This is a genomic window from Roseitalea sp. MMSF_3546, assembly GCF_030732865.1.
Taxonomy (GTDB): domain Bacteria; phylum Pseudomonadota; class Alphaproteobacteria; order Rhizobiales; family Rhizobiaceae; genus Roseitalea.
In genome coordinates this window covers 65,593-82,185 of record NZ_JASHKB010000009.1, presented here as the reverse complement: position 1 = coordinate 82,185, position 16,593 = coordinate 65,593, and the positions used below count along the sequence as shown (strand labels likewise).

Genomic DNA, 16,593 nt, shown 5'->3' with positions numbered 1-16,593 from the left:
GTTCAGGGCTGAAAGTGCGCCCGGAACTCGTGCACAGCGCCCTTGGCGCGTCGATTCTCGAGACTGGCGTAGATCGACGGCAAGACCGCGTTCATCCAGTCCCGGGCTTGGACAACGAAGCCGGGGGCGTCGCTGTCGAGGGCGTAGCTATAGAACTTCCCGCCGGGTGCCAGGTGCCTTTCCACGATGGGACGCCAGGCATCGTGGCTATGGCCGAACACGATGTCGGGCCGATACTCGGCCAAGGCGGCTTCAAACGCCTCGGCATCAACCTGGCCCGTCTCCTGGTCGGCACGCAGAGCGGCGAGGCTGTTGCCGGCAACCGCGTTCACCGCGGCTTCGGCCGCGGCACGGCGCATCGGCTGTTCGATGGACGGGATGACGGTGTCGATGTAAAGGTACCGGCGCGGCCGGTCGGCATAGTGCGCGACCATCCGGCGGAATGCCTCTCCATAGTCGATGCGATAGCTGTGTACCTTGTCGTGCACCAGCGTCTCGTCGATTACGCTGATCTGACTTGTCGATCGGTCCAGAAACGACAGATCGGTTTCCGCCGTCACGGACGTCAGCACGATCACGTCGAGTGCGTCCCAGATCGCCTCGGGCATCTTGTCATTGGTGAAGCTGCCTAGAATGAACTCATGCCCTTCCGACACCACCATACGCTCAAAGGCGATGACCAGCTTCGTATAGAAGCTGTTGTCGAAGATGCCGCCGCCGACCACATCGCGATTGTAGAACAATCCGACCCGATGATGCTGCGCAGCCCATGGAGCGCGGAGCAGATACGAGCCCTTGCCGACCTGCCGACGAATTATGCCCTCCGCTTCCAGGTCCTTGAGCGTCTTTGTCACGGTGATCAGGGAGAAGTCGCACAGATGCGTGATCTCATTTTGCGACTCGATCCGATCGCCGACCTTGACGCCATTGGTCTTCCAGCGCCGGAACAGAAAGTCCCGCAACTGCAGATGGCGCGGTGCCAGATCGGTGCTCATTCAGACACATCCCTGTTCATTTGGAGCGCCAGAATACCACCGTCGATATAAAGCATCTGACCGGTAATGTAGCGCGCCGCATCTGAAGCCAGGAAAACCGCGGCGCCGCCAATATCATCGGGCAAACCGATTCGTCCAAGCGGGATCTGCCTGTTCACCACCTGCCGCGCGTTGCCGCGATCAAGTCCGGGCCGCGTCAACGGCGTGTCGACGATGCCCGGGCCGATGCCGTTCACGCGAATGCCGCGTGCCGCCAGATTGACGGCCAGCGAGCGAACGAGCATGAGCACGGCGCCCTTGGAGGCGTCATAGGCGACCGAACTCATTTCGGCGGCCATCGAATTGGTCGATCCGGTCAGGACAATGCTTGCGCCCCGGTGATCCTGCGGCAGGCGGCTCGCAAACCGCTGCGCACAGAACATCGGCCCCTTCACATTGAGATCGAAGGTGGCGTCGACCGCATCCTCGGACAGATCGGTGAAGTCCGTGTCGCGGAAGGTTCCGGCATTGCACACCAGCGTGTCCAGTCGACCGAGCCTTTCCCAAGACGCATCGATCAGCGTCCGCGCACCTTCGACCGTGCTCAGATCGGCTTGCACGAAATGCGTCTCGGTCAGCGCCGCCAGCCTCCTGACGGCCCCGTCATCGGGCAGGTGCGAATTGATGACCAGCCGCGCCCCGGCACGTGCGAAGGCCTCGGCGACACCGTAACCGATCCCTTGCGTCGACCCCGTCACGCACACGCATTGTTTTGTCATGACAATTCCATTGCAGGGTTCAATTACCCTGTTACTATGATAACATGCTAATAAGGGACGAGGCATGCAAGTCAAGCATAGATGGGTAAACGTGACCGTCGTCGCAACCGACGGCCTAATGCCGTGTGATGTCCTTGTGGAGGGCGATCGCATCGCCGGATTCGCGGAACGTGGCGCGCCCGACAGCGACGGCTGGCAGCGGATCGACGGTCAGGGCCGTTACCTGTACCCCGGCATGATTGACCTGCTGCAGCACGGCATGGGCGAGCATCTTTACGGCGATGCAGAGCAGGGCGCGGTGCAGGCGGCCTCGGAGAAGCTGCTGGCCCATGGCACGACCGGCTTTCTGCCCTCGATCGGCTGCCTATCCCCCGATGCGACAGGCCCGACACTGACCGAACTGGCCCGGCAATGCCGGCTCGCCGACGGCGCGCGCGCAATCGGCCTGCACAGCGAGGGACCATGCTTCGGCATGCCCGGCGCTCACAATCCGGAGAATGTTGCCCGACCATCGGTCGGACTGGCCGAGCACCTGATCGAGGCGTCCGACGGGCTGTTGCGGGCTGTCACGCTCGCACCGGAGCTTCCCGAGGCGGAGAAGTTCGCGCGCCGGCTGGCTCGCGATGGCGTATCGGTCCATCTTGGGCATTCCAAGGCACCGCCGGAGGAGGTTCCGCGTTATCTCGATTGGGGCATCAATGCGGTCACGCATGTCTACAATGTCTTGCCCGACCCGGAACCGGATGGATCGGGCGTGCATAAGCTATCGCTGATCGACGCCGTGATGGCCGAGCGCGGGCTGGCCCTGGGTGTCGTCGCAGACGGCATTCACACCCACCCCAGGCTGCTGGCGATCCTGGCGCAATTGCCGGCCGACCGGGTGTTCCTGGAAACTGATGCCATGAAGTTCGCCGGCACGCCCGGAATGGAGTTCGAATTCTATCCCGGCTACTGGGTACGCAGCGCGCCCGGCAAGGCGGTTCGGGATAGAAACGGCGGTCTTTGCGGCTCCTCCCTGACGCCCGACGAGGCAATGCGCAACTATATGAAAATGGGCGGTGCCGATCTTGTCCAGGCCAGCCATGCGACCAGTCTCGTCCCGGCGCGCGTCCTTGGCATGGAAGATGACATGGGCTCCATCGCGCCGGGCAAGCTGGCCGACTTCGTGCTCCTTGATGCCGACACTCTGGCTGTCGAAGTAACGGTGATCGGCGGCGTCGAACGCTATCGGAGGACGGCATGAGCGATCGCAGGCCGCTGCGCTATGAAGACGAGGGCAACGTTCACCTCGACTTCCACGGCGCTACCAACACGACGATCGAGTTCATCGTCGAGCGTTTCGGCGTTGAGGCGCTGCACGCCATATTCGAACGTGTAGGCAAAGACGTGTATGCCGACCTGCGCCGGCACCTGCTGGACGGCGACGCCGATGAACTGGTCCGCCATTGGCATCACTATTTTGGCCGCGAGAACGCCGATTTCGAAATCACCGTCGAGGCGGACGGGACGATCGTGCTGACCGTACGTCGCTGCCCCGCCTATGAGCATGCGCGGCAATTGGCCGGTGCAGTCTCGCCGCATTTCTGCGACCAGACCACGGTCACCAACAATGCGATGGCCGATGGCACGCCGTTCTCGATCACGACCGAGATCACAGGCGAAGGCAGCTGCCGGCAGATCGTCAGGAGGCGTAGGCGATGATACCCAGCGATCACTTCACCCGCTTTTACAACGAGGTCTTCAAGTTCCTGGAAGCGCGGTCAGAGGCGGACCTTCAGGACTACTGGCTCGCCATCTCGGCCAATCAGGAACGGCACACGCTGGATCTGTTTCGCCAACAGGGGCTTGCCGGCATGGAGCAGTACTGGCTGCACATCCGTGAGGAGGAGAACTGCGATCTCGACATCGAGCGCGGCGACGAATGGCTCGAACTGCGCATGAAAAAGTGCCCCAGCCTTTCCAAGGTGCTGGACAATGACGCCGAGCCTATGGGCCGCTACTGTGACCACTGCGCCGGCTGGATCGGCCCGATCATGGACAAGCTGGGCTATCATCTCGTCTATGATGTGATCGACCGCAAGCAGCCGCAATGCGTGATGCGCGTCTTCACCGATGCCGAAACGGCGGCCGAGGTCGAGGCCAGGGCGCAACTGCCGATGAGTTGGCCTGGCAAATGCAAGCGGTGAATGGGCGCCCGGCGCGTCTGCCGCTACCAGCGGACCACGCGCCGGATCGCGACGGCCAACAGCACCACCAGGGCCGGATGCGGCGACGGAAGCGCGGCCGTGCCGTCGATCAGCTTGAGCACGAGGGGCACATCGCCATGGCGGCGCCTGGCGATCACAGACCGCAGCGCGCATAGTTCATCCCGGGTATGGGCCAAGGCGTCGGGCTCGAAGCTGGCGGCCAGCATCCGCATCCGCCGTGCCTGATCGCGCAAGCCCCGGCGCCGCAGGCCGGCCGCGATACGCTCAAGCACCACCGGGATAGCCGTTCCGGGGCTGGCCTGCTCGCGCCGCCATACCTGGGAAAACGATTCCTCGCAGGAAATGACCTTGGCCAGCGCCAGCAACACCACTTTGCTACGCGGTTCGGCCATCGGGTTGTCGCCATCGTCGATCTGCTGGCGATAAGTCTCGATCAACGCATCGAAACTGTCGCGGTCACCCAGTTTGCCGAGCGCCGAGACGGCAGCGAGCCGGCAGTCGCGCTCGATATCGTTCGTCAGCCGGTCCCTTATCGCATCGATATGGGCGATGCTGCGCATTTCGCCCAGGGTCCGGATTGCGCGGGCGCGCAAGAGCGGATTGGGATCATCCAGCAGGGCGGCAACGCGGCTGGCTGCCGAAATGGCCCGCAGCCGGCCCAGCGAGGTCAGTGCTGCGTATTGCAGCTCCGTCAGCCCCTGATAGTCGAGCATGGCCTCTAGAGCAGCGACGATCTGCGGATCGGCCGACATATGGCCCAGCGACAGGATTGCCTCGTGCCTGACATCGAAACTGGGATCGCGCAGCGCATCGAGCAATTCGCCCTTGGCCAGCGGGTTGCCGATACTGCCGAATCCGTATGCCAGCGAACGCCGCCGGTCTTCGGACGTTTCGGTGGAGTAGACCTGGATTGCCCAAAGGGCCCGCAACGTTCCGCCCGAGGAAATGTGCCCCACGAAATCGCGCACGGAGATCGCGTCATCTTCGCGCAGTGCAAAGAAGGCCACCGCCGAACTGGCGATAACGGCGGCGCCAATTGCGAATAGCGTTTCGTAATTGCCAAGTGCGTGACCACTCAAAGTGACAGGATTGGTGGCCAGCCAGGTCAACAACCAGCCCGCGGCAAAAGTAATGCCTCCGCCGATCAGTCCGTCGATGGAGTAGTGCAGCGCCATGTAGCTCTCCTTGGCCGAGGCCGGCACATTGTTGAGCAAATAGACATTGCTGACGGCGATCGAGCCTTGGAACAATAGGCCGAACAACAGGAAGGCCAGGGCCACGATCATATCCAGTCCCGGCAGCGCTGGCGTGACGAAAGGCAGCGACAGAAGAAGTGCGATCTGCCCGGTTTGCAGTGCAAGGCGCATCGCGCGCGTTCCGTAGCGGTCGACGAACCACCCCGCGCCGAGCGCGCCGATCGCAGCACCGACCGGCATGAATGCCGCCATCAGCACCAGTTGTCCCGAACTCATCGCCAGCCGCTCGCGGAAAAACAACAGCATGAAGACGTTCAGCGCTACGAAAACAAGGTACTGCGTCCCCGAAGAATAAAGGAAGGTCAGGAAGTTGCGATCGCTCAGCGGTTCGGCCAGCCGGCGCCAGCTCGCAAGTCCAGCCTGGCTTCGCTCGCGCGCGGCGCCACCCGCCAGCCCGAACAGCATCGCCGCACCGATCACGCCGACCACGATGCCGACCGTGAACACGACATAGAACCGCTCGATGCCGCTATTGCCATCGAGCCAGAGCTGAATGAGCCACGAAACAATCAGCGCCACGGGTACGAAGGCGACGGCCATCATCCCGTTGACACGTCCGCGCACGGCACGCGGCAGGAACTCCTGCGACCACGGAACGATCGCCGCTTCGGCGACGGCTCGCATCACCGAAAATCCCGCCATGCCGAACAGAAGAATGGCGAATACCAGTCCGGGCCGATCGGCGAAAGTGGGCGCCACCAGCAGAGCCAACAGGAAGATGTAGCGCGCGATCAGGGCTGATCCGGCAAGGCGACGGCTGCCGAAACGGGTCATGATCGGAAGGGCGGCAATGCCGACCACCTGAAACAACGGTGCCATTCCTGCCAGCAGGCCGATCTGGTCTTCGCCAAGCCCGAGTTCGGCCGCGAAAAGAGCCAGTGGCGCCTGTACGGTACAAAGCACGGCGGCGCCGGTCAGAACCGTGAAACCGTAAAGAAAAGGCAATCGCCGCAGCTTCTGGTAGTCGCTCAGCTGGGCGCAGCGCGGCGGCTCGCTGAATTCCTGCGGGGCGATCATGGATGCCCTTTCAAGGTGACGGAATGCTCCGCGCTACGGCGCTCGTTCGCCAGCGTCAAGCTGCAACCGCCATGGGGCCCTCAACCCGGCGCTATGCGCTTGTCGCGTAGGTTGCGGTACGGCAGTCGCGCTAGATTGCTGGTGCACAGTCCGGGGCTGTCGACATAGAAACTGGCGCGGGCGATCGGATCGTAGGCGTCCTTGTGAGAAACAGCCGCCTTGACGATGACATAGGCCGCGTCCTCGGGCCGTATGCACTGTGAATGCAGATGACCCAGATCCATCGGCGCGGTCTTCTTGCTCGTCAGGAGGATCGTCGCCTGGTCGTTCTCTATGACGGCACAATCGCCCATGCGGATAAGGGTGCCGCCCATCGATGCCATGTGCGAGTTGGGGTTTTCCAACTCGAAAACGCCATCTGACAGATGACGCACCCTGCCGGCAAAGGCGATCGGCCGGCCGTGATGCCCATCGGTCTTGCCGCCGATCGGAACCGTCAGAATGCCGCCGGTTCCGGCCTTGCGGCAGGCAGCCACGGCTTCAGGATCCTTAATTGCAGCCACGATGCCGCAGCGACCGGTCGCCAAGAGCGGTTCGAGCAGACCGGTCGCGTCGCCGGGCGCGCCGCCGCCAATGTTGTCGGCCGGCTCGATCAGCAGTACCGGCCCCTGACCGTCCGGCAAGGCATCGGCGAGCGCCAGCGCCTCTTCGAGCGTGTGGTCACGCGGATAGGCCGCTTCGAGATTGCTCTCCAGTATCGCCTGCAAGGACTGCATGTGTTCGACGGCTCGCTCGACCGGACCTCGCGTCGTGCAATTGAGGCTGAAGCCGCAGTCCCCGATGTCGGCATAGGCATAGCCGGCCATGACATTGATGCAGACCATGTCGGGATCCTCCGCCTCGATGGCGCGAGCCCGGGCCAGCACGCTCTTCATCGGCTCGCCGGCCGAGCCGACGCCGACGGGTGGCAGCACATAGGGTGTCGGCCAGTGAAGCTGCGTTGTCCCTGGCCGCTCGAGCAAATGGGCCAGTAGGTGTGTGGCGCGCACCGCCGTTTGGCGGGCATCGCTGTGTGGGTTTTCCCGATAGGCGACGAGCAAGGTGGAGTTGTCGACCATCGCCCGCGACACGTTAGCATGCAGGTCGAGCACCCCGACAACGGGCACAGCGTCGGACCGCGGGCCAAGCCGCCGGCGCAGCCTCGTCAGCATCTCGCCTTCGACGTCGTGTCGTGAGCGGCTGACCATCGCCCCGTGCAGCACCAGAAAGATGGCATCGATTGCCGGCAGATGACGTTCGACGTCGGCGAAGAACCTGTCCTCGAACGCGTCGACGACGGCATCGTCGACCGTGCCGGCCGGCGATGCGCTCATGTGGACGGACGGGATGACGCTCCAGCCCAGTTCGCTGGCCGCCGACAGAAAGCCGTCCATCGGCGAACCGCTCCCCAGGCCCTTGTCGACGACCTCTTGGCCATGGCGAACGATGTCGCGGTCGAAATCGGCCATCGTCGTCGGTTCGGCGAGAAAGCTGTGCGTTTCGTGATAGAGGCCGGCGACCAGAACGGTCCTGGACATGGCAAAGACCTTCGTTGGAATCGACAGGAAGGCTAGAGTTATATGGTTATTCGTATAATATGATCAATGAATTTGGGTCAATCGCATCGAGTGGTTCCGGCGAAGGGGTGTGGAGGCAAGACATGGTGCATGACGCGATGCGTCATCTGGATGTGGCAAGGCTTGGCGCTGCGATGCGCAGGCTCCTTCTTGCGATGGGCACGAATGAGGAAGAGGCAGGTCTTGTCGCCGACCACCTCGTCGAGGCCAACCTGTGCGGTCACGACTCGCATGGTGTCGGCATGGTGCCCGAATATGGCCGGGCCATATCGGCCGGTGATCTTCGTCTCGGTCGACCGTTGCGCATCGACGACGGGGGTCGGGCCATACTAGTCTGTGATGCCGATCGCGGATTCGGACAGGTGATGGCGCATCGCGCCATGCAGGTCGGCATCGGCCGGGCGCAACGCGACGGCATTGCACTGGTGGCGCTGCGCAACAGCTACCATGTCGGCCGCATCGGCCACTGGGCCGAGCAGTGCGCGGCTGCAGGACTTGTGTCGGTGCATTTCGTCAATGTTGTTTCGAAGCCGCTGGTCGCCCCCTTCGGCGGCACACGCCCGCGATTGAGCACAAACCCGTTCGCAGCGGGCTTTCCGGCCGCCGACGGGCGGCCACCGGTCATTGTCGATTTCGCCACTAGTCGGTTCGCCTTGGGCAAAGTGCGTGTCGCCCGCAACAAGGGCGTCGCCGTTCCGCCCGGCACGCTCATGGACGCGGCCGGCCGGCCGACGCAGGATCCTTCTGTCATGTTCGCCGAACCACCCGGCGCACTCTTGCCATTCGGCGAACACAAGGGGGCCGCGTTGGCGCTGACCTGCGAACTCATGGCAGCGGCGCTGGCCGGCGCGCCGGTCCAGGCGGGGCCGCCGCCGGACACCGCAATCGTCAATTCGATGCTGTCGCTGATCGTTGATCCCCAGGCCGTGGGCGGCCGGGCCGCTTATCTGGCCGCGCAAACGGCGGTACACGACTGGATTTGCTCGCAGAACGCGGAAGGCGGGGTCGACATCATGCTGCCGGGCGAACCCGAGCGGCGTATCCGCGCCGAACGGCTTGCCCGCGGTATACCGATCGACCCGGCGACGCTTGCGGCCGTCGAGGAAACCGCACGCAAAGCCGGGATCGATAACCTCTTGCAGGTTTAAGGCGCTGCGTCCACTGGCTGTTCCGCCACCCTATTTGCCACGGGGCATCGCGGAGCGCTCATCCTTCTCTCACGTCCACCGTCGGGCGGCGGCGACGCGAGACGCATGCCGGTGACTGACGGCGTAACGCAGTTGAGTTCTTTTTCGCGACGCTGGCGCGCATGTGCGTGGCGGCCGAGCGCTGTGTCGCAGACAAACCGCGATTGGGCCCCGTGCACAACGCGGACGATCTGCGCGGAGACGGTCTGCCATTGGACGACGAGGTCGCCTTGGCCCGGGGCTCAAATGCCCGTTTCGTCGCCGGCGTTCTTGCCCGGCGGGCAGACGAACACATCGGTGCCCCAATCCTCGCATCTGGATGCAAGCGCCTCGGGCACCGGCGCATCGGTGAACAGCGCATCCATCTCGGCGAGCGAGGCGATGCGGACGGGCGCCGTGCGGTCGAGCTTCGACCGGTCGGCAACGACGAACACCCGCCGCGCGTGCCCGATGATGGCCCTTGAGACCCGCACTTCGCGCAGATCGTAGTCGAGCATGTCGCCTTCGGCGTCGAGCGCCGAAGCGCCGATGACCGCGATGTCCACCTTGAACTGCTCGATCGTCTGCGTCGCCAGATCGCCGACAAGACCGCCATCGGATCGCCGCAACGTGCCGCCCGACACGATGATCTCGCAGCTCTCATTGACCGCAAGCATGTTGGCGACGTTGACGTTGTTGGTGACGACCGTGATGTTGCGGTGGTCGCGCAGCGCCCGCGCCACGGCCTCGGTGGTCGTGCCGATATTGATGAACAGCGACACGTTGTCCGGCACCTGCGCCGCCACCACCCGGGCGATCGCTTCCTTGGCCGGCGCGTTCAGCCGACGGCGTTCCTCATAGACGATGTTGCTGACGCCGGCGCGCATCATCGCGCCGCCATGCACGCGATCGATCTTGCCCGCACCGGCCAGTTCGGTCAGATCGCGCCGGATCGTCTGCCCCGTCACGCCGAAGCGTTCGGCAAGGGCCTCGACCGAGGCGCTGCCGTGATTGCGCATGTGTTCGAGGATCGCCCTGCGGCGCAGGCTCGCGCTCACGCACCCGCCTCCACCGCGTCGGGCTCGCCACATCCATACGCCTGGAAGGGCAGTACCGTCATCATTTTCACTGTTTTCGTTGCGTCCTGTTGATAAACGAAAAGTTTTCTCCACAATAGGACACCAAACGCAAAAAAGCGAACAGCGGCGACCGTACAGCCGCCATCGCCCAACGGCCGAAGAAGGGTCTCGAGCACGTGTCCGCCCCCACGCACGACCCCGCCCCGTTCGACATCTTCGTCATCGGCGGCGGCATCAATGGCTGCGGCATCGCCCGCGATGCGGCCGGGCGTGGCCTGAGCGTCGCCCTGGCGGAGATGCACGACCTTGCCTCGGCCACCTCCTCGGCCTCGACCAAGCTGTTCCATGGCGGCCTTCGCTATCTGGAGTATTTCGAGTTCCGGCTGGTGCGCGAATCGCTGATCGAGCGCGAGACGCTGCTGCGTGCCATGCCGCACATTGCCTGGCCGATGCGCTTCGTGCTGCCGCTTCACGCCGACATGCGCTTTGTCAGCGACACGCCGACCTCGAGGCTGCTGTCGATCATCATGCCATGGATGAAGGGGCGCCGCCCGGCCTGGCTGATCCGGCTGGGGCTGTTTCTTTACGATCACCTGGGCGGCCGGCAGATCCTGCCGGGCACGGCGACCGTCGACCTCAAGCACGATCCGGCCGGCGCGCCGCTGCAGGACAAGTACGCGACCGCCTTCGAGTATTCCGACTGCTGGGTCGAGGATTCACGGCTGGTCGTGCTCAATGCGCGCGACGCCGAACGGCTGGGCGCGCGCATCATGCCCCGGTGCCGGGTGACCGCGGCCGAGCGGCGGGGCGCGGTCTGGGCCGTGACCGTGCAGCATGCCGACAGCGGCGAAAGCCAGACGTTTCACGCGCGCGCGCTGGTCAATGCCGGCGGCCCCTGGGTTGGCGATATCGTGCGCAACACGGTGCGCATGAACAGCGCCGAAGGGGTTCGCCTGGTGCGCGGCAGCCACATCGTCACCAGGCGCCTTTACGCGCATGACAAGTGCTACTTCTTCCAGGGCGAGGATGGCCGGATCATCTTCGCCATTCCCTACGAGACCGATTTCACCCTGATCGGAACGACCGATCAGGAGCATGACGGGGCGCCGGAGGAGGCCGAGTGCACGCCCCGGGAGCGGGCCTATCTCCGCGACTTCGCATCGCGCTATTTCGAAACGCCGGTGACCGAGGACGACATCGCGTGGACCTATTCGGGCGTGCGCCCGCTCTATGACGATGGCGCCAGTTCGGCGACGGCGGCAACGCGCGACTACGTGCTCTCGCTCGACGCCAACGGCCCGGCGCTGCTCAACGTGTTTGGCGGCAAGATCACGACCTATCGGCGGCTGGCCGAAAATGTGCTGTCCAGGCTTGCGCCGCACCTGCCGGCCATGGGCGCGGCCTGGACGGCCGGCGCAGCGCTGCCCGGCGGCGCCTTCGAGGTCGACGGCTTCGACCGGCTGGTCGACGACCTGCAGGCGCGCTACCGGTTCCTGGACCGTCGCTGGGCACGGCGGCTGGCGCGCGCCTATGGTACCGAGGCCGAGGCGGTGCTCGGTGACGCCAGGGACCGCGCGGATCTGGGTGTCGATTTCGGCGCGAGCCTGACCGAGGCCGAACTCGCCTGGCTCATGCGCAACGAATATGCGCGCACCGCCGAGGATGTCGTCTGGCGGCGCACCAAGCTCGGCCTGCGCCTGACCGGCGAGCAGGTGGCGGCGATCGATGCCTGGATGCGGCGGCAGGCGGGCGCGCAAGGTTCGAGCGCGGCCGCCGAATAGCCGAAGGGCAGGGCGAGCCTTTCTGCGCCCGCCCGCAAGGGTCCCCTGCCGATCCGTCCGCGCCGGTTTCGCCACGATGCGGTTGCTCGCCGGCAATGCGCGGGCAGTACGGTTGCCGCATCGCGCGGCGGCGGGCCGGGGCAGATGCCGATCCGGTCGCCGGCCGGCACGGCGCATTGGCGGTGCGTTCGGCGATGGCTCACCCCCTGACGCGCGTATCCAGAATATGGTTCATCAGCACGGCGCCGATGATCAGCATGCCGCGCACGACGAATTGCCAGTACTCGCTGACATTGAGCAGGGTCATCCCGTTGACGATCACGCCCAGAAACAGGACCCCGATCAGCGTGCCGCGCACCGTGCCCTTGCCGCCGAAAAGGCTGGTGCCGCCGATGATCACGGCCGAGATCACGTCGAGCTCCCAGCCGCGCGCCGCGCTCGCCGAGCCCGACAGGATCTGCGAGGCGATCAGGATGCCGGCGATGGCGGTGAACACGCCGGTCAGCCCCAGCGCCAGCGTCTTGGTGCGCCACACATCGATGCCCGACAGCCGTGCCGCCTCGAGATTGCCGCCGACGGCGTAAACGGCGCGCCCGAAGCTGGTGTAGTTCATCAGGAAGGAGACGAACAAGAACACCGCAACGAAGATGTAGACCGGGAACGGAATGCCGAACAGCACGCCCGCGCCCAGAAAGTTGAACTGATAGGGAAAGGCGGTGATCGGAAAGCCGCCGGTGATCAGGTTCGCCGCGCCCGACAGCACCGTCAGAAGGCCCAGCGTGGTGATGAAGGTCGGCATGTTGAAATGCTGGCGCAGCTTGCCGGTGAAAACGCCCACGCAGAACAGCGCGACCATGGCGGCGATCGCGCCCAGCGTTATGGCGGTGAACGCACCCACGAACGGGGTCAGCTCGCGCGTTACCCAGGCGGTCAGGCAGCCCGAAAACGCAACGCCCGAGCCGACCGAAAGATCGATCTCGCCCGAAATGATCACCATCGTCATGCCGAAGGCGATGATGCCCATCATGGTGACGTTGCGCAGCACGTTGAGCTGGTTGTCGAGCGTTGCAAAGCCCGGCGCGGCGAAAATCAGGAAGATGTAGATGAGGACGAGGATGATCTCCAGCGGATAGCGCTGGAAGACGGAGAACAGCGGCATCAAAGGCCCTCCATGCAGGCGATGTAGAGCTGCGACAGGGTTGTTTCGGCCGGGTCGAGTTCGCCGAGCATGCGGCCCTGCTTCATCACCAGCACGCGATCGCACACATCGAGAAGCTCCTCCAGTTCGGTCGACACGAACACGGCGCTGACGCCCTTCCTTGCCTGCTCCCAGATGATCTGGAAGATCTGCTGCTTGGCGTGCACGTCGACGCCCCGGCTCGGCTCGTCGAAGAACATCACCTTGGGGTCGGTGTTCAGCCAGTTGCCGATCACCACCTTCTGCTGGTTGCCGCCGCTGAGCGAGGAGACGGCATCGTCGGCACTGCCGATCTTGATGTGCAGTTGCTCGACCTGGCGTTCGACGCCGGGCCGCTCCGCGGCGCGCGTCACGATGCCTTTGACCGCGTTCCTGCGCAGGCTGGCCATGGACAGATTGGCATGGATGGAATGGGCCTGGACGAGCCCGACCTCCTTGCGGTTCTCGGGCGTGTAGCCCAGCCCGATGCGGGTCATGGCGCGCGGATCGGGCTTCTCGACCGGCTTGCCGTCGATGACGATCTGTCCCGCATCGAAGGGATCGGCGCCGAAGATGGCGCGCAGAAGCTCGGTGCGTCCGGCGCCCAGCATGCCGGCAATGCCCAGCACCTCGCCGGGAAAAAGATCGAAGCTGACATCTTCGAAGGCGCCCTGGCGCGTCAGCCCGCGCACCGAAAGCACCGGTTCGGCGGCCGGATCGTGCAGGCGCCGGCCCGGATGGGTGGCCCGGGCGACGTCGCCGAACATCATGTCGATGATCTCCTCGCTGCTCGATCGGGCCATCTCGACCGAGCCGGCGTGGCGGCCGTCGCGCAGAACCGTGACGGTGTCGGCGATCTCGGCCAGTTCCGACATGCGATGGGTGATGTACATCATCGTCACGCCGCTCTCGCGCAGCCGGCGCAGAAGCTCGAACAGCATCTCGACTTCCCTGCTCGCCAGTGCCGAGGTCGGCTCGTCGAGCAGCAGCAGCGCCGGCGAAAAGCTCATCGCCTTGGCGATCTCGACGGTCTGCTGCTGGCCGACGCTGAGCCGCCTGACCTGGGCATGCGGATCGATGTCGAGCCCCATCGCGGTGAGCAATTGCTCCGTCCGCCGCATCGCGCCGGGCCAGTCGATCCCGCTGACGCCCAGCACGGTTCGCTGCGGCAGGCGCCCAAGAAAGATGTTCTCGGCGACCGACAGTTCGGGAACAAGGCTCAGTTCCTGGTGCACGGTGACCACATTGGCCGCGAACGCGTCGCTGGGCGACTTGAACCGGACCGGCATGCCGCCGAGCGCGATCTGCCCGGCGGTCGGCTGGACGACGCCCGAAAGCATCTTGACCAGCGTCGACTTGCCCGAGCCGTTCTTGCCCATCAGCGCGTGAATGCGCGATTTTTCGAACAGGTGTGTGAAATCGTCCAGCGCGACGACATTGCCGTAGTGCTTGGTCAGCGCGCTGGTCTCGACAACCGCCGTCATGGCCGCCCCGCAAGGATGCGCATTGGTGATCGGCACGTCAAAGGGCGGCGCGGCGCCGCCCTTTGCGCGAAAGGCGATCGAGGCTCAGTTCAGCGACTTCAGATATTCCTGGAAGTCCCTGACGCCCGCCTCGTCGGTGCGCGACAGCCCCAGAACCGGCACGATGACGGTCTTTTCGACCTCCTCGCCGCGCGCTGCGGCAATGGCGTTGTTGACCGCCATCTCGCCCATCACGAAGGGCTGCTGGGCGGTGACGCCCTGCAGGACGTTGTCGCCGTCGAGCAGGAAGGAGACGAGCTGTTCGGTGCCGTCGACGCCGAAGACGAAGATCTCGCCCTGCTTGCCGGCATTGCGCACCGCCTGCACCGCGCCGACCGTGCCGCCCTCATTGGCTGCATAGATGATGTCGATGTCCGGATTGGCGGTGATCACGTCGCCGGCCACGCGCACCGCATCCTCGGCGAGCCAGGCATCCTGCTGCGAGACGATCTCGATTTCGCCGCCCTTTTCGGCCTCCTCGATGAAGCCGTCGACGCGATCGGCGGAAATTTCCGGAAGAAGCGCCTTGAAGCCGAGCGTTGCGATCTTCGCCGATCCGCCCAGCTCGTTCTCGATGAAGGCGGCCGCCATCTGCCCGGTCGTGTTGCCAAGATCGCGCTGGCTCGAATTGAGATAGGAGACCGGAATGGACTCGTCCTCGATGGTCGAATTGTAGGTGACGACGTGGATGCCGTTGTCCTTGGCGCGCTTGAGCGCGGGGATGGAGGCCACCGCCGAGACCGGCGAGATGACGATTGCATCGACCCCGCGTGCAATGTACGTGTCGATCAGGCTGATCTCCTTTTCGGGCTGCGAGCCCGAATTGCCCTCCAGCATGGTCGCGCCCGCCGCCTCGGCCGCCGCGTTCATGCCCATCTGGATCGTGCGGAAGAACTGGTCCTGCTGGAACACGATGCCGGCCACGGTCAGATCCTCGGCCGCCGACGGCGCTGCGATGACCGCCAGCGCCCCGGCCGCGATCAGCGTCCGCTTGAGTGTCGAAAATGGTCTCATGGTTGGGTCTCCTCCTCGTTTTGGCCGCCGGCGCCGCCGGCAACACCTGGTTCACCGGCCGTGCCGGCCGCGTTGCGCCCGGGCCCGCCATTGGCCACCGAGCGGTCGATATAGCGCAGTCCGTGGTCGAGATGGGCGGACATCAGGTACTGGTAGGCGAGCCGGTCGCGCCGGCGCAGCGCATCGATGATCCGGGCATGGGTGTCGAAGGTGCCCTGCAGCCCGTCGGTCTCCTTGCCGGTCTCCATCAGCCGGATCATGATCGGCGCCATGGTGGTGTAGACATCCAGCACGGTCTTGTTGCCGATCAGCGCCAGCAGCGTGCGGTGAAACTCGAAATCGCTGCGCGCGGCCGCATGCACGCTGGGCGCCGCCGGAATCGCCGCGTTGATCCGCGTCAGCGCGGCGATGTCGGCCTCGCCGGCCGCCTCGACGATCGCATCGACGCTGCCGACCTCGATCAGCCGCCGGAACCCCTGAATGTCGATGAAGGTCTTCCGGTTCATGGTCAACTGGAACGAGAACAGGTCCAGCACCGCGTCCATGTGGCGGTTGACGATGACCGCGCCGACCTTGGGACGCACATCGACGACGCCATAGGCCTTGAGCGTGCGCACCGCCTCGCGCACCGTGTTGCGGGCCGCATCGAAACGCTCGCCCAGTTCGCGCTCGGAAGGCAGCGCATCGCCGATCTGCAGGTTGTTTTCCTGGATGAAGCCCTTGATGGCGTGCACGAGCGTGTCCACCGCGCTTTCCTCGCGCGCCGGCGTCGGGGCATTCTCCCCGGGCTGCTCCCTGAGCTGCGGCTCCGCCATGGCCTCCGGCCTTCTTGTTGGTCCAGTTCGAGTTTCCCAGCGATGCGAGCCGATTTCAAGAGCAAAAGCAAAGAAATTTTCCTTGCAAAATCAATGAAATTGATATCACATCGGGCGTGGCAAGGAAGCTTCGTGCCAGCAAGAAGCGCTATCTGGACCAACAAGAAGAACGGCGCCGGGGGCTCCTGC

The 16,593-nt window shown here is 64.7% G+C and carries 15 protein-coding genes; 5 read left to right on the top strand and 10 right to left on the bottom strand.

Features of this window, described 5'->3' with window-relative positions; translation table 11 throughout:
* Positions 1 to 2 precede the first annotated feature (2 nt).
* Together RBB34_RS09405 and RBB34_RS09400 are read right to left on the bottom strand one after the other, a co-directional pair.
* Positions 3 to 995 carry a hypothetical protein gene (locus RBB34_RS09405; RefSeq protein ID WP_306118959.1) on the bottom strand — a complete coding sequence of 331 codons (993 nt, stop codon included), beginning with the start codon at positions 993 to 995 and terminating at the stop codon, positions 3 to 5.
* Positions 992 to 1,819 carry a glucose 1-dehydrogenase gene (locus RBB34_RS09400; RefSeq protein WP_306118958.1) on the bottom strand — a complete coding sequence of 276 codons (828 nt, stop codon included), beginning with the start codon at positions 1,817 to 1,819 and terminating at the stop codon, positions 992 to 994. The genes RBB34_RS09405 and RBB34_RS09400 overlap by 4 nt, the downstream gene beginning before the upstream one ends.
* Positions 1,820 to 1,844: 25 nt before the next feature.
* On the opposite strand from RBB34_RS09400, the gene RBB34_RS09395 reads away from it, so the two are divergent.
* From RBB34_RS09395 to RBB34_RS09385, 3 genes are read left to right on the top strand one after another with little or no spacing between them, the layout of a single operon-like run.
* Complete coding sequence (locus RBB34_RS09395; RefSeq protein WP_306118957.1) at positions 1,845 to 2,996, top strand: amidohydrolase family protein; 1,152 nt, start codon at positions 1,845 to 1,847, stop codon at positions 2,994 to 2,996.
* Positions 2,993 to 3,454 (top strand): hypothetical protein, encoded by a 462-nt coding sequence (locus tag RBB34_RS09390; protein WP_306118956.1) that lies wholly within the window; start codon positions 2,993 to 2,995, stop codon positions 3,452 to 3,454. The genes RBB34_RS09395 and RBB34_RS09390 overlap by 4 nt, the downstream gene beginning before the upstream one ends.
* The gene (locus RBB34_RS09385; protein WP_306118955.1) at positions 3,451 to 3,939 is read left to right on the top strand and encodes a hypothetical protein; all 489 of its coding nucleotides are present in this window, start codon (positions 3,451 to 3,453) and stop codon (positions 3,937 to 3,939) included. The genes RBB34_RS09390 and RBB34_RS09385 overlap by 4 nt, the downstream gene beginning before the upstream one ends.
* A 23-nt stretch (positions 3,940 to 3,962) precedes the next feature.
* Here RBB34_RS09385 and RBB34_RS09380 read toward each other — a convergent pair whose 3' ends face one another.
* Both RBB34_RS09380 and RBB34_RS09375 read right to left on the bottom strand, forming a co-directional pair.
* Positions 3,963 to 6,233, bottom strand: a complete 2,271-nt coding sequence (locus RBB34_RS09380) for an MFS transporter (protein WP_306118954.1) — start codon at positions 6,231 to 6,233, stop codon at positions 3,963 to 3,965.
* An 80-nt stretch (positions 6,234 to 6,313) separates the two neighbouring features.
* On the bottom strand, positions 6,314 to 7,810 hold the full coding sequence (locus tag RBB34_RS09375; RefSeq protein WP_306118953.1) for a M81 family metallopeptidase: 1,497 nt from the start codon (positions 7,808 to 7,810) through the stop codon (positions 6,314 to 6,316).
* Between the two features lie 122 nt (positions 7,811 to 7,932).
* Here RBB34_RS09375 and RBB34_RS09370 point away from each other — a divergent pair, with 122 nt between their 5' ends.
* On the top strand, positions 7,933 to 8,997 hold the full coding sequence (locus RBB34_RS09370) for a malate/lactate/ureidoglycolate dehydrogenase (protein WP_306118952.1): 1,065 nt from the start codon (positions 7,933 to 7,935) through the stop codon (positions 8,995 to 8,997).
* 281 nt (positions 8,998 to 9,278) lie between these two features.
* Here the strand turns inward: RBB34_RS09370 and RBB34_RS09365 are convergent, their stop codons facing one another.
* Positions 9,279 to 10,073, bottom strand: coding sequence for a DeoR/GlpR family DNA-binding transcription regulator (locus RBB34_RS09365; protein ID WP_306118951.1), 795 nt, complete (start codon positions 10,071 to 10,073; stop codon positions 9,279 to 9,281).
* The gene (locus RBB34_RS09360) at positions 10,070 to 10,270 is read right to left on the bottom strand and encodes a hypothetical protein (protein ID WP_306118950.1); all 201 of its coding nucleotides are present in this window, start codon (positions 10,268 to 10,270) and stop codon (positions 10,070 to 10,072) included. The genes RBB34_RS09365 and RBB34_RS09360 overlap by 4 nt, the downstream gene beginning before the upstream one ends.
* Here RBB34_RS09360 and glpD point away from each other — a divergent pair, their 5' ends adjacent.
* The gene (gene glpD, locus RBB34_RS09355; RefSeq protein WP_306118949.1) at positions 10,271 to 11,875 is read left to right on the top strand and encodes a glycerol-3-phosphate dehydrogenase; all 1,605 of its coding nucleotides are present in this window, start codon (positions 10,271 to 10,273) and stop codon (positions 11,873 to 11,875) included. It abuts the gene before it with no gap.
* 199 nt (positions 11,876 to 12,074) lie between these two features.
* Here glpD and RBB34_RS09350 read toward each other — a convergent pair whose 3' ends face one another.
* The 4 genes from RBB34_RS09350 to RBB34_RS09335 form a co-directional block, all read right to left on the bottom strand.
* On the bottom strand, positions 12,075 to 13,034 hold the full coding sequence (locus tag RBB34_RS09350) for an ABC transporter permease (RefSeq protein WP_306118948.1): 960 nt from the start codon (positions 13,032 to 13,034) through the stop codon (positions 12,075 to 12,077).
* Complete coding sequence (locus tag RBB34_RS09345; RefSeq protein WP_306118947.1) at positions 13,034 to 14,536, bottom strand: sugar ABC transporter ATP-binding protein; 1,503 nt, start codon at positions 14,534 to 14,536, stop codon at positions 13,034 to 13,036. The genes RBB34_RS09350 and RBB34_RS09345 overlap by 1 nt, the downstream gene beginning before the upstream one ends.
* Before the next feature lie 84 nt (positions 14,537 to 14,620).
* On the bottom strand, positions 14,621 to 15,589 hold the full coding sequence (locus RBB34_RS09340) for a substrate-binding domain-containing protein (RefSeq protein ID WP_306118946.1): 969 nt from the start codon (positions 15,587 to 15,589) through the stop codon (positions 14,621 to 14,623).
* A complete protein-coding gene (locus RBB34_RS09335) occupies positions 15,586 to 16,404 on the bottom strand; it encodes an FCD domain-containing protein (protein ID WP_306118945.1) in 819 nt (272 codons plus the stop codon). The genes RBB34_RS09340 and RBB34_RS09335 overlap by 4 nt, the downstream gene beginning before the upstream one ends.
* Positions 16,405 to 16,593 lie beyond the last annotated feature (189 nt).